At 42.4% G+C, this 12,595-nt stretch carries 12 protein-coding genes; 5 read left to right on the plus strand and 7 right to left on the minus strand.

The features are described from left to right. Positions 1 to 245 precede the first annotated feature (245 nt). Genes ACTNBF_RS15395 through ACTNBF_RS15410 form a run of 4 tightly spaced genes read right to left on the minus strand, consistent with a single transcriptional unit; the run spans position 246 to position 5,338 of the window. Positions 246 to 1,733: a glycoside hydrolase family 32 protein gene (locus tag ACTNBF_RS15395; protein ID WP_441089612.1), complete on the minus strand. Its 1,488-nt coding sequence runs from the start codon at positions 1,731 to 1,733 to the stop codon at positions 246 to 248. A gap of 46 nt (positions 1,734 to 1,779) precedes the next feature. Beyond that, positions 1,780 to 3,456 (minus strand): extracellular solute-binding protein, encoded by a 1,677-nt coding sequence (locus ACTNBF_RS15400; protein WP_427820848.1) that lies wholly within the window; start codon positions 3,454 to 3,456, stop codon positions 1,780 to 1,782. 20 nt (positions 3,457 to 3,476) lie between these two features. Beyond that, on the minus strand, positions 3,477 to 4,376 hold the full coding sequence (locus ACTNBF_RS15405; RefSeq protein WP_427820849.1) for a carbohydrate ABC transporter permease: 900 nt from the start codon (positions 4,374 to 4,376) through the stop codon (positions 3,477 to 3,479). Between the two features lie 11 nt (positions 4,377 to 4,387). Further along, complete coding sequence (locus tag ACTNBF_RS15410; protein ID WP_427820850.1) at positions 4,388 to 5,338, minus strand: ABC transporter permease; 951 nt, start codon at positions 5,336 to 5,338, stop codon at positions 4,388 to 4,390. 333 nt (positions 5,339 to 5,671) lie between these two features. On the opposite strand from ACTNBF_RS15410, the gene ACTNBF_RS15415 reads away from it, so the two are divergent. From ACTNBF_RS15415 to ACTNBF_RS15430, 4 genes are all read left to right on the plus strand, one after another. Next, entirely contained in the window at positions 5,672 to 6,727 is a 1,056-nt protein-coding gene (locus ACTNBF_RS15415) for a LacI family DNA-binding transcriptional regulator (RefSeq protein ID WP_427820851.1), read from the plus strand. Positions 6,728 to 6,733: 6 nt separating this feature from the next. Beyond that, complete coding sequence (locus tag ACTNBF_RS15420) at positions 6,734 to 7,384, plus strand: YesL family protein (RefSeq protein ID WP_427820852.1); 651 nt, start codon at positions 6,734 to 6,736, stop codon at positions 7,382 to 7,384. Between the two features lie 73 nt (positions 7,385 to 7,457). Beyond that, positions 7,458 to 8,186 carry a hypothetical protein gene (locus ACTNBF_RS15425; protein WP_427820853.1) on the plus strand — a complete coding sequence of 243 codons (729 nt, stop codon included), beginning with the start codon at positions 7,458 to 7,460 and terminating at the stop codon, positions 8,184 to 8,186. A 48-nt stretch (positions 8,187 to 8,234) separates the two neighbouring features. Beyond that, entirely contained in the window at positions 8,235 to 8,579 is a 345-nt protein-coding gene (locus tag ACTNBF_RS15430) for a hypothetical protein (RefSeq protein ID WP_427820854.1), read from the plus strand. A gap of 129 nt (positions 8,580 to 8,708) precedes the next feature. On the opposite strand, the gene ACTNBF_RS15435 is transcribed toward ACTNBF_RS15430, so the two are convergent. Continuing rightward, positions 8,709 to 9,407 (minus strand): ATP-binding protein, encoded by a 699-nt coding sequence (locus ACTNBF_RS15435; RefSeq protein WP_427820855.1) that lies wholly within the window; start codon positions 9,405 to 9,407, stop codon positions 8,709 to 8,711. Positions 9,408 to 9,507: 100 nt separating this feature from the next. Here ACTNBF_RS15435 and ACTNBF_RS15440 point away from each other — a divergent pair, with 100 nt between their 5' ends. Beyond that, positions 9,508 to 10,167: a Crp/Fnr family transcriptional regulator gene (locus ACTNBF_RS15440; protein ID WP_441089613.1), complete on the plus strand. Its 660-nt coding sequence runs from the start codon at positions 9,508 to 9,510 to the stop codon at positions 10,165 to 10,167. A 134-nt stretch (positions 10,168 to 10,301) separates the two neighbouring features. Here ACTNBF_RS15440 and ACTNBF_RS15445 read toward each other — a convergent pair whose 3' ends face one another. Together ACTNBF_RS15445 and porA are read right to left on the minus strand one after the other, a co-directional pair. Further along, positions 10,302 to 11,234, minus strand: coding sequence for a thiamine pyrophosphate-dependent enzyme (locus ACTNBF_RS15445; protein WP_441089614.1), 933 nt, complete (start codon positions 11,232 to 11,234; stop codon positions 10,302 to 10,304). A 16-nt stretch (positions 11,235 to 11,250) separates the two neighbouring features. Then, positions 11,251 to 12,432 (minus strand): pyruvate ferredoxin oxidoreductase, encoded by a 1,182-nt coding sequence (gene porA / locus ACTNBF_RS15450; RefSeq protein ID WP_441089615.1) that lies wholly within the window; start codon positions 12,430 to 12,432, stop codon positions 11,251 to 11,253. Positions 12,433 to 12,595 lie beyond the last annotated feature (163 nt).

Consider the following 12,595-nt stretch of genomic DNA (forward strand, 5'->3'; position numbering starts at 1 on the left):
TCTTCTTCGGAAGTAAAATCGCAGCGTTGAATTTTAGAAAACTCTTTCACTATGTGAAAGGGTCTTCGAACTATGCAGAAAATCCTCTATTGGCATAAGAATATGGGAAGGATATAGTTACAATCGACACCAAATATACCGAAAACTACGGTAGAAACTTATAAATTAAATAGCAACAAAAAGCAAAAGAGGGACGTTCGATACCAGGGCTTTTGCCCCCAGCATCGAACGTCCCGATCACTAAGTTATCCTATCAAATCATACTTCACAACATTCATCTTTACACTTCCATCTGCGAAGAAGGAAATTCCATCTGCTGCCTGGTCAGTATATAGAGTGATCGTCATCACCTGCTCTCCGTCATTAACAAAGATCTCGGCACTGAACCAATCCAATATCAGGCGCAGTTTAATTTTTCCATTTTCTGAAGAAACCTGGCTTCGTCTCTGATGAATTGCTGCCCTTCTGGAACCTGAAAACTTACGATCCACCTTCAAAATAGATTCGTAAGGGCGGAAGCTGACTGCAGTATGATACTGGCAATCCTGTGCAAAACGTACTGCAAACTTTTTATACAGTTCTTTTCCCTCTACAGGTTCCAGTTCAATTTCCAGATCAACTTTTCTTCCTTTCACTTTATCCAGTTTGATAGTATCTGTGAAAACAACATCTTTGTATTCTACTTTATTGTGTCGCAGCTTCTCCAGCTCACGAATAGGATTCTGATATATTCTACCATTTTTTACAGAGAGTTCTCTTGGAAGTGTCATCTGTCCAAACCATGGAGTTTCCTTGGGATGAAGACGACTGGTGTCCCAATTCTGCATCCACGCAATCATCACTCTCCTGCCGTCAGGTGTCAGAATCGTCTGAGGTGCATAAAAATCAATCCCATAATCAACTGCATGATCCGTCTGCGCCTTAAATGTACCGTTCTCTTCATCCATAGTTCCCAACAGATATAAAGTTCCATTACCATTGTGATATTCAAATCCCTCAGGAAGCATATCCATCGGACTGCACATCAACACATCTTTTCCATCAAGGTGAAACACATCCGGACATTCCCACATAACACCAAACCGGTTATGATTCTCGATCAAAACACTTTTGAACTTCCATTCAAAACCATCCTTACTGGTATACAGCAAAAGCTGTCCACTGCCATCTGCTGCCCGGTTTGCGACCACACAGCTATAGGTTCCATCTTCATTTACCCACATTTTAGGATCACGAAAATCTGCTTTGCTGCACCCTTCTGGAATATTCTTCATATCAAGCACGGGATTCTTTTCATATTTTTCATAATCAAGGCCATCTCCCACTGCCAGACACTGAGTTTGTTCATCACGGAACCCACCCTCTTCCAAAGGTATTCTCTTAACACCCGTATACATTAACAACTGTCTCCCATCCGGAAGTGACACCGCACTTCCGGAGAAACATCCGTCTCTGTCATAGCTCATATCAGGTGCCAAAGCTGCCGGGAGGTACTCCCAGTGCAGCAAATCTTCACTCACTGCATGTCCCCAGTGCATCGGTCCCCAATACGGATCATATGGATGGTACTGATAGAACAGATGGTACTTCCCCTCATAATAAGAGAAACCATTGGGGTCATTCAGCCAGCCAACCCTTGTTGATAAATGGAATCCCGGCCTGTCTTCTAGTGCTATTCTCTTGTCATAAGTTTCTTCATACTTCCGTGCTTCTCGTAATGTCTGACTTGTCATATATTTCTGCTCCTACGATTATTATTTATCTAGTGTCAACGTTTTATTATTCTGCATTTTCATAGTAGCTGTCAAGATATTTCTGGAAAATGTCCAGATAATCCTGCAGACCATATGCATCCAGATCTTTCAAGTATTTATCCCAGTCTGCATCTGTAAATCCATTCATGATCCAGTCTGATTTTTTCGCATTGATTGTTTTCTGGATATCTGCCTGCAGATTGGAAAGTTCTTCTGTATCTTCCTGAGACATGAATACATTTGGATATACATATTTTGTATTCATATCCGGAGTATAGTAATCTTTAATCCAATCCAAACGATACTGTGCATCATCAGGGCATGTTACATATACACCATAGTATTCATCCAGGATTGCAAGCGGACCTCCAACACACTCTGCTTCTCTTACTTCAACCGGAGATGCATCTCCAAGCGGAGCATGCTTCAGCATTTCCTCACCGTTCTCGTTTTCACCCAGTTCAAAGATATCAAACTCATCATCCTCGCCATAAGTTCCCCAGTTATTCTGCGGAGACTGGAACGGATCATACATCTGATCCAGCCATGCACATACAAGAGCCGGATTCTCTGCAACTGCTGTTACTACGCAACGTCCACGGTCAAATCCACTTGTAAAAGAACCATTCTGCGGAGTGATATTTCTTGTATCAGCTGTTAATGCCGGAAGCGGAACCCAATCCTGAAGATTGTCAATATTTGCTACATCCCAGCTAAAGCATACGCCGTAACGTCCGGATTTTCCTTTTGATACGTAAGTAGACCATTCCTGTGTAAATGCTTCCGGATCAATCAGACCTTCTGCATACAGAGAATGAAGCCATTCGATTCCCTTCTTATAACCTTCCTGTGTTGCGGAACAGATTACTTCAAGGTCATCAGTAACTGCAATATGTCTTCCCTTATCAGCATCGCCGTATCCTTCACCAAAACCATTGATGAGGATGCTCGGATCCTGGTCACCATCATTTACAATACATGCCATCGGAATGATGCTTCCGTCAATATTGAATTCTGCCTGCAGTTCAGATGCATGATCGCGGAAAGCAATTAAAACCTGTTCAAATTCATCTACCGTTGTCGGAACTTCCAGTCCAAGGAAATCCAGCCACTTTTTGTTAATAAAGCTCATATTTCCAACTGTCTGGATTGCTGTCTTTTCTGAGCCAAGCTGTTCAATCCACGGAAGAGCCCAGATATGTCCTTCAGAATCAGTACACATGGTTCTATATTCCGGATATTTTTCAAATACTGCACTCAAATTCGGCATATATGCGTCGATGTATTCTTCCAATGGAATAATAATTCCCTGATCCGCATATTTAAGAAGATCACTATCGCTAAAACCTGCCGTGAAGATAAAGTCTGTTAAAGTGTCCGGATTTGACATGTTGAGGGTAATTTTATCTCCCCACTGGTCTGACTGGATTGCCGTCCATTCGATCTCGACATTTGTCTTTTCCTGTAAACGTTTAAAGATTGTACGGTTGTTAGGATTTGACTCCGTATTTGCAGGGTAACTGGTCATACCAGTTAAAGTTGTCGTCTCTTTTAATGGAAACTCCAGTTCAGACTTATCCACTTCTTGAAATTCCCCGCTATTCAATTTTTTAGTGCTCTTTCCGCCACACGCTGTAAGTGATACAACCATTCCCATTGCCAGCATCACGGCAACTATGCGCTTAAAATATTTGTTTTTCATTTTTTTGCTCCTTTCATTCATTATCCTTTTATAGAACCAGCCATAATACCGCTGTCGAAATACTTCTGGAAGAATGGATACATTACCAGAAGCGGTAAACTTGAAATAATGATTGTTGCGTATTTCAAAAGTTCTGCCAGCTGTGCTCTTGCTGCTGTGCTCTGCATATCAGAAATCATTCCTGATTCCGGTTGATTCTGAATCAAAATAGAACGAAGCACCAACTGCAACGGCTGTTTTGCTGAGTCGTTCAAATAAATCATTGCATCAAAGTAACTGTTCCACATACCAACAAACTGCCATAATGCCAACACTGCAATAACCGGAGTACATACCGGAATCAAAATCTTAAAAAAGAACACCAGCTCATTGGCACCATCTACATCTGCCGCTTCTCTCAATTCACCAGGAATTCCCTGATAGTATGTCCTTGCAATAATCATATTCCATACACTGAAGGCTCCAGGAAGAATAATTGCCCACATACTGTCCAGCAGTCCCAGATTGCTGATCAACAAATAAGTAGGAATCAATCCGCCTCCAAAGAACATGGTAATTACAAAAATCACATTAAAAAATCCTCGTCCTTTAAAATCTGCTCTTGACATCGGGTATGCCGCCAGAAGTGTTATTGCAACTGACACAACGGTAAACACAACAGAATAAATAACTGCATTTTTAAAGCCTACCCAAATCTGCTTATTTGAAATAACACGTTCATATGCAGTCAGAGTCCATTTGCTAAAATCAAAGGTAATACCTTTATTCTGCAGGGTAACCGGATCCATAAAAGAAGCTACGACAATATAAATCATAGGAACTATAATGGCAACCACAAACAGTCCAAGCAAAATGTATCCGCACATCAGCAACGCCTTATCCTGTAGAGAATATCTGGCAAATCTGCTTTTCTTTTTCATCTCGCTCCTCCTTATAATCCTTTACCATCATTCATTTTGGCAACAATCTTATTCACTACTACCAGCAAAATAACATTGATTACCGTATTAAACAAACCTACTGCTGTCGAGAAACTGTAATCTCCATCCAGCAAACCTTTTTTGTAAACATATGTAGCGATAATTTCTGATGCGGGCAGGTTCAAATCCGTCTGCAATGCATAGGCTTTTTCAAAACCGATACTCATAATATTACCCGCCTGCATAATAAACTGAATCACAACCAAATCCTTGATCGCAGGCCACTCCACGGCTTTAATCTGCTGGAATATGTTCGCACCGTCTATCAACGCTGCCTCTTTCAATTCCTGACTGGCATTAGAAAGCGCCGCCGTATACATGATAGATGCCCAGCCTGCTCCCTGCCAGATACCACTGGCAATATAAATGGTACGGAATGCTTCCGGCATGGTCATGAAATTAATGCTCGTACCAAACAGTAAATTGACCGGTCCCGTAACTGAAAGGAAAATACGCACGATACCACACAATACAATTACGGAGATAAAATTCGGCAAGTACAGAACAAGCTGAATTTTCTTCTTTATTCCCGTACTCTGGATTCGATTCAGCAGAAATGCCAATAGAATCGGAACCGGGAACCCCCATAACAAACCGTAAACACTAAGCTTCAGGGTATTGATCAGGTAAGTCATAAAATCCGGTGATGACAAAAACCGTTCGAAATACTTGAATCCTACCCACTCACTTCCCAGAATACCTTTGATCGGATTATACTTCTGAAAAGCAATCATGATGCCGCCCATCGGAATATACTTGAAAATCAAAGTAAGCGCCAAGGCCGGCAGCAGGAAAATCACGTACAACTGCCAATGCTGTTTTAAATACAGAAGCGTGTTATGAAGACCTGCTGAGTTTTTGTTCTGTTTCTTGTCAGAAACAACTGTAGAACTTGTTTTCATTTTGTCCTCCTTCCTTTTTTTCTCTCCCCATACTTTTGCATCTACATATATCCATGCCGTCTCAATCTAGTTGTGCAAATGTAAAAGTAAATTCAAGATTTCATGATTATTTTATACCACATATTTTACATTTGGTCAATATAATTCTGGCATTTTGCCTTTATTGTTTTTACATTTTTTTACTTTTGTCACATTATTGTATATTTATTATAATTATAGCATTTTATTTTTATGCATTTTTACCTAATTTTTTTCATTATTACATTTGACACATTTTGTTTTGCATTTTATAATATATTATGTAACAATCATTCACATAATTAGGAGGATTATATGGCCGGCAGAGTAACCATACAGGATATAGCTGACGCCCTCGGTGTTTCCAGAAACACTGTTTCTAAGGCGATTAACAATACGGGCATCCTTGCTGATGCAACCAGAGACAAAGTTTTAAAAAAAGCAATGGAAATGGGATATAAACAGTTTTCATATGTAACAATTGCAGACACAGGCAAACCGTCCCTTTCTTTTTCCGCCCCGAATGAACGCGGTGAAATCGCGCTGTTTACCACAAGTTTTTTGGGTAATTCCCATTTTGCATCCACAATGCTGGACAAATTTCAGCGAGAGCTTTCCCAGTTAGGCTACAGTCTGACCATGTACCGCATTCTTCCGGATGACCTTCACCGGCTTTTGCTCCCGCCTTCCTTTGCGAAAGAAAGGACCGCCGGAATCGTCTGCATCGAGTTGTTCGATTCCGCATATAGCCATATGGTCTGCTCTCTTGATCTGCCTGTCCTTTTTGTTGACACTCCGGCCGATCCTCTGGGTTCACCGCTGGTAGCAGACAAGTTATATATGGACAACCGCACTAATATTTATCGCTTTGTAGAGGAAATGTCTCGAAGGAAAAAAACAAAAATTGGATTTATCGGAGATTATCTGCACTGCCATTCCTTTTTTGAACGTTATATGGGATACCGCGATGCCATGTACCTGCTTGGTTTACCTATATCTGACGAATACAGTATTCTTGACCGCGAACCATTTTCCCGCAAATATGAGGAGATCCTGACAGATCGTCTGAAAAATATGAAAGAGCTTCCTCAGGTGTTTATCTGTGCAAATGATTTCGTAGCTCTGGATGCCATAAAGGCTTTAAAGAGGCTTGGCTATTCTGTTCCGAAAGATGTGTACCTCTGCGGTTTCGATGATTCTCCGGAATCAAAAATCATAACGCCTTCTCTGACAACCATCCATATACACAGCCAGATCATGGGCTACTACGCAGTACATTTATTAATATCGCGAATAAAGGAACCAGATTTAAACTATCGAACCATGCACGTTGAAACTGACCTGATCTACAGAGAATCTACGGAGGATTAGACTATCATGAACAGCTTACTTAACCCGGATAATCCGGTCATGCAATTCATTACAAAAATCGTTAATGCAGTATATCTTAACATCCTGTGGTTTTTTTGCAGCCTTCCAGTTTTTACCATCGGTGCTTCTACAACTGCATTATATTATGTCACTTTAAAAATGGTCAAAAACGAAGAAGGCAATATCACAAAAGCCTTTTTCCACTCTTTCCGTGAGAATTTCAAACAGGGAACCGTCATCTGGCTAATTCTTCTGGGATTTGGAATCCTCTTCGGAATAGACGGTTATGTTCTGTATCACATTCGTTTTGAGAATGCGTTCTGGACAATTTGTACCGCCGTTTTGATTGTAGCAGCCGTTGCATACGCCATCATATTGATGTATATTTTTCCGCTTCTTGCCAGATTTAATAATACAACTCTGGCCATGTTTAAAAACTCAATTATGATTGGCATGCGCTTTCTGCTCTGCACCGTGCTGATGGCTGTAATTTACTTTATTATGATTTTCGTAATCATAAACATCTTTACACCCGCAATTATTTTTGGTGAAGGACTCTGCGCTTTCCTGTGTTCTTACCTGCTTTCCAATATCCTGTTGATGTGCGAAGAGAAATCAGAGTCTGTCGAAAACTCCTCACCGGACGATTCACAATAACTGCCTATCGGTATCTGTCACAGGTTTTCAGTCTGGGCAGATGCCGTTTAAACCATAGTAGAAAGGAATTCTCATGAAGCTGAAACAAAAAGCGTCACCGGAGCTGGAAAAACTGAAAACCCTTCATGGGCCACAAAAAATCCGGTATATTTGGGATTATTATAAGCTGCCCATTGTGGTACTTTGCATTCTTCTGTACATACTTGGTTATTCCCTTTACGGACATTTTACCCACAAGGAAAAAATCCTCTATACTGCCTTAGTCAACGTATCTGCAAGCGATTCCCTTACTGAACAACTGAGCACCGGTTTTCTGGATTCTCTTGATCAAGACACTTCCAAAACCACCATGCAGCTATATACCGGATTATATTTGACCGACGATGAGACCAATCCCTATCACGAATACACCTATGCATCCCGCATGAAGATCCTGGCTTCCATTGACGGGAAACAGCTGGATGTTGTCCTTATGAATAAAGAAGCATTTGATGCCTTTTCACAAAACGGATATCTCTGCGATCTGGAAGAACTGCTTTCAAGTGAAGATGTAGATTTATATAACCGATTAAAGCCTCATCTGGTAACAAATACTGTCATCCTTGAAGACAATTCCACCGATCTGCAGCTGGATCCCTCTATTACTTATCAAGCAGTCACGGAAGAACATCCATTTGGACTGGATTTATCACAAACATCTATGATTTCTGATGCTGGATTTAGTGACATAGTATATTTAGGAATCATTGCAAACAGTCCTCGGACAGAAGAAGCTATCGATTATGTCAGATATTTGTTGTAGAAAGCATTGCCAGAACGATTCTGAAAATGCCGGTTCTGGATCTAATCAGTGTCCGATTTCAAAACCTCCGTCCCTTTGAGGGACTTAAATCTGGATGAGTATACCCTTGAAAACGGCAATCACTTGTTTGTTATTGCTGATGGACGGGTTGCCAATCTCGTATACGCAAATGGCAACCCTGCCGATGTTATGGATATGTCTTTTTCTGTAATGGCGTTCGGTGTAGAGTATCTTGTCAAAAACAATGGGAAATTAGAAAACCACATGCTCAATGTACCCTTAGAGTTGGATCATCAGGTTGTAAGACTAAAATTGGGGGCCCTGGGCATCACCTTTGATAAGCAGACCGGGGAGCAGAAGAATTATACCAAACAGTTTTTCACACATGAATGATTATAAACCGTTTCATTGGCAAACAAAATGAATCGACGACTGTGAACCCGAGAATGAGAAGAAACGTTTCCTAAGCATTAATAGGAAACAGTAATCTTCTCATCCTGCAATTTAGCCACATCCGCATTCTTACACTCTTTCTATAATGCTACCGTCAGTTGCAATCGTCACCACATTCCACGGAATAAATTTCCCGCTATCCTGAAGTGCTGTTTTCACTGCATTTTCAATACCTCCACAGCAAGGCACTTCCATCCGTACCACTGTAACACTGCGAATATCATTATTGCGGATAATCTCAGTCAATTTTTCACCATAATCCACAGCATCCAGCTTAGGACATCCTACCAGTGTAATACGTCCTTTGATAAAGTCCTTATGAAAATCAGCATAAGCATAAGCGGTACAATCCGCAGCTACCAAAAGCTTTGCGCCATCAAACCATGGAGCCTTCACAGGTACCAGTTTGATCTGAACAGGCCATTGCCGAAGCTCAGATTCTTGTGGTGCGATTGATACAGAATCAGTCTCCTGACGTTTGATAGCTTTTGCTGCAGATCCCGGGCAACCGCAAGGCAGCGGCTGTTCCTTTTTCGCTTTTGCAGCCAGAACGGCTGCCTCATCATAAGCAGCAGCCTCCCGCTCCACAAAGGAAATCGCTCCTGTGGGACATGTAGGAAGACAATCTCCCAGTCCATCGCAATAGTCATCTCTAAGCAGCTTTGCTTTTCCATCCACCATACCAATGGCCCCCTCATGACATGCTGCAGCACATGCCCCGCAGCCGTTACATCTTTCTTCATCTATTTGAATAATTTTACGTATCATTGTATTTCCTCCCTTTTATTTGCTGCACTTGACGTTACAAGCTTATTCTATTATACTGGCAAAAGAATGTCTGTTGGAATTCCAACAAAGGAGGATTAATGTGAAAGATTTTTTTGAAATATTATCGAAATGCCCATTATTTGATGGTATTGAACAATCTGATTTGAATGCTATGATAGCATGTCTGAATGGTAAAACTATTAATGTCCCGAAAGGCAGTCCAGTTTTTCTTGAGGGTACCCCTGCCCGGTTTTTAGGTGTTGTTCTTTCCGGTACAGTGCAAGTGATCCGGGAAGATTATTACGGTAACCGAAGCATAATGACCTGCCTCCAGCCTGGAGAATTATTTGCAGAAGTATTTTCTTTTGCCGGTCTTGAAACCATGCCTGTAAGCGTTATTGCCGTCAAGGACAGTGCGGTACTCCTTCTGGATTGCAGACGTGTTCTCACCTCATGCTCCAATTCCTGTCATTTTCACAATCGCCTGATGAAGAATTTACTTCAGGGGATGGCACAAAAGAATTTGGCACTGTCACAAAAAATCCGATATATGTCACAGAAATCAACAAAAGAAAAATTAATGGCCTATTTTTTAGATCAAGCCAAACAGCACGGTAGCACGGAGTTCGTAATTCCTTATAACCGACAGGCACTGGCAGATTATCTGGGTGTAGAACGCAGTGCCATGTCAGCTGAAATCAGTAAACTGAAAAATTCCGGGCAAATTAATACAAAAGGCTCCTGGTTTTCCATCTCTTAGTGGGGCCGTTGCTTTTGGCACTTACTGCGCGTGAGCAAAAAGCTTTAGAAAAATCCCAGGCAAAGGTTTTGCGGAGAAAGTGCTTCTTCCAACGTCCGCTTCATCATTCAAGTACGCCTCGGCGTACTTGAACTCTATCTTGAGCACCTAAACAGAAGCTCATCCCATCTTCTGTCCACTTCCTTCTGGAACTCTTCCAGAAGATACTCATTTTCTTTCTTGAATAAATGTTTAAATCTTCCCTGTGGTCTTAAGAAATCTTCAATCGGAAGTTTCTTCTTCGGCTCATAATTCAAAATCCATTTTCCTTCTACTACCTCGAACAGCGGCCAATAGCAGGTCTCCACACCCAGTTTACAGATCTCCATAATGTCCGGAGTATTGTATCTCCATCCGCGCGGGCATGGCGCCATGATATTCAGGAAGGCTGCTCCCGGCGTGTAAATGGCTTTTTCTGCTTTGATATGTAAATCCTTAAAGTTCTGCACAAATGTAGTCTGTGCCACATACGGAACATCGTGTGCTGCAATAATCGCAGCAAGATCTTTACGGTTCTGCGGTTTTCCGTTGCTCTTACTTCCTACCGGTGTTGTGGTCGTATCTGCATACATCGGAGTCGCAGAAGAACGCTGGATACCGGTGTTCATGTAAGCTCCGTTATCATAGCAGACGTAAACCATATCATGGTTACGCTCCATAGCTCCGGACAGCGACTGGAATCCGATATCATAGGTTCCTCCGTCCCCTCCGAAGGTAATGAATTTATAAGTCTCATCCAGTTTGCCTTTTCTTTTCAATGCTTTATATGCGCCTTCCACACCGCTTAAGGTTGCGCCTGCATTTTCAAATGCATTATGGATATAGCTGTCCTCCCATGAAGTGTAAGGATAAGTAAAGGTAGATACCTCCAGACATCCGGTCGCATTACCGATTACGGCCTTGTCTCCCTCGTGAAGCCCGCGAAGTACATTTCTTACTGCAATCGTTCCGCCGCATCCGGCACACATTCTATGGCCCGGAGCAAGACGTTCCGGTTTATTCATCGTCTCTTTGAAATTATAGCTCATCTTCTTCGTGTCCCCCTTATTCTCTAATTCCCAGATAACGGTAGGTCCCCCCTGCGTCACCTGTCTCAACGATCTGTTTCAGGGTGTTAAATATGCCTTCCATGTCCTCTACACGAACATCACGTCCGCCAAGGCTATAGATATAGTTCACGGCGAGTGCCTGGGAATGTGCACGCAACAGGGCTGCCATCACATCTGCTCCAAGAGGACCTCCGTGATTAGAATAACCTTCCGCCCTGTCCATAATCGCTATCGCTTTCACATGTTTCAGTGCCTCTGCAATCTCTTCTGCCGGGAATGGGCGATAGAGACGAATCTTCAGAAGACCTGCTTTTACTCCTACTGCACGCAGCTTATCGATCGCATCCTTTGTCGTTCCTGCGGCAGAACCGATCATCACAACTGCAACTTCTGCATCGTCCAGACAATATTCCTCAAACAGACCATACTGCCTTCCGGAAAGCGACGCAAATTCGTCTGCCACTTCTTTTACGACCCGGCTTACATTTTTCATACCTTCTGCCTGGTTTCTTTTTGCTTCCATATAGTAATCCGTGATGGAATACGGGCCGACTGCCATCGGGCACTCCGGATTCAACAGGTAATTCTCCGGCTCATATTCACCGACAAAATTTTTGACCTCCGCATCATCCAGCAGTTCAATATTCTCAACTGCATGACTGGTGATAAATCCATCCTGGCAGATCATAATCGGAAGTCTCACATCTTTATGCTCGGAAATCCGGAATGCCTGTACCATGTTATCATATGCTTCCTGGTTGTTCTCCGCATACATCTGAATCCAGCCTGCATCTCTTGCACCCATACTGTCGGAATGATCACAGTTGATATTGATCGGGCCGGACAAAGCACGGTTCACCAGTGCCAGTGCCAGCGGCAGACGGTTGGAAGCTGCAATATATAATTCCTCCCACATATACGCAAGTCCGCAGGAAGACGTCGCTGTCAGGCTTCGCGCACCTGCTGCGGAAGCTCCGATTGCCGCACTCATAGAACTGTGCTCGCTCTCGATCGGGATAAATTCCGTATCCACCTGTCCATTTGCCACAAAAGAAGCAAAATACTGAGGAATTTCCGTAGATGGTGTGATAGGGAATGCCGGAAATACATCCGGATTGATTTGTCTCAGAGCGATTGCCACCGCCTCATTACCGGATAATCTGTCTCTTTTTGCCATGACCAGCGCCCTCTAGCTCCTACTCCGAGCCAAGGGGCGCTGGTCATGGCAAGATGCTGGGGTCAAAAGGTATTTCCAACTAATTAAATAACTATTATTGATGAAAGACATATGGTATAATCATCTTATCAAATAAAGGTGGTTTGCATATGTCTTTTAAAAC

The sequence above is a fragment of the Bariatricus sp. HCP28S3_A4 genome (assembly GCF_052066395.1).
Lineage (GTDB): Bacteria > Bacillota > Clostridia > Lachnospirales > Lachnospiraceae > Allocoprococcus.

What these genes read in the sequence shown, in the direction of transcription:
- ACTNBF_RS15395 (WP_441089612.1), bottom strand. Translation starts at nt 1,733, where the DNA reads ATGACAAGTCAGACATTACGAGAAGCACGGAAGTATGAAGAAACTTAT.
- ACTNBF_RS15400 (WP_427820848.1), bottom strand. Translation starts at nt 3,456, where the DNA reads ATGAAAAACAAATATTTTAAGCGCATAGTTGCCGTGATGCTGGCAATG.
- ACTNBF_RS15405 (WP_427820849.1), bottom strand. Translation starts at nt 4,376, where the DNA reads ATGAAAAAGAAAAGCAGATTTGCCAGATATTCTCTACAGGATAAGGCG.
- ACTNBF_RS15410 (WP_427820850.1), bottom strand. Translation starts at nt 5,338, where the DNA reads ATGAAAACAAGTTCTACAGTTGTTTCTGACAAGAAACAGAACAAAAAC.
- ACTNBF_RS15415 (WP_427820851.1), top strand. Translation starts at nt 5,672, where the DNA reads ATGGCCGGCAGAGTAACCATACAGGATATAGCTGACGCCCTCGGTGTT.
- ACTNBF_RS15420 (WP_427820852.1), top strand. Translation starts at nt 6,734, where the DNA reads ATGAACAGCTTACTTAACCCGGATAATCCGGTCATGCAATTCATTACA.
- ACTNBF_RS15425 (WP_427820853.1), top strand. Translation starts at nt 7,458, where the DNA reads ATGAAGCTGAAACAAAAAGCGTCACCGGAGCTGGAAAAACTGAAAACC.
- ACTNBF_RS15435 (WP_427820855.1), bottom strand. Translation starts at nt 9,407, where the DNA reads ATGATACGTAAAATTATTCAAATAGATGAAGAAAGATGTAACGGCTGC.
- ACTNBF_RS15445 (WP_441089614.1), bottom strand. Translation starts at nt 11,234, where the DNA reads ATGAGCTATAATTTCAAAGAGACGATGAATAAACCGGAACGTCTTGCT.
- porA (WP_441089615.1), bottom strand. Translation starts at nt 12,432, where the DNA reads ATGGCAAAAAGAGACAGATTATCCGGTAATGAGGCGGTGGCAATCGCT.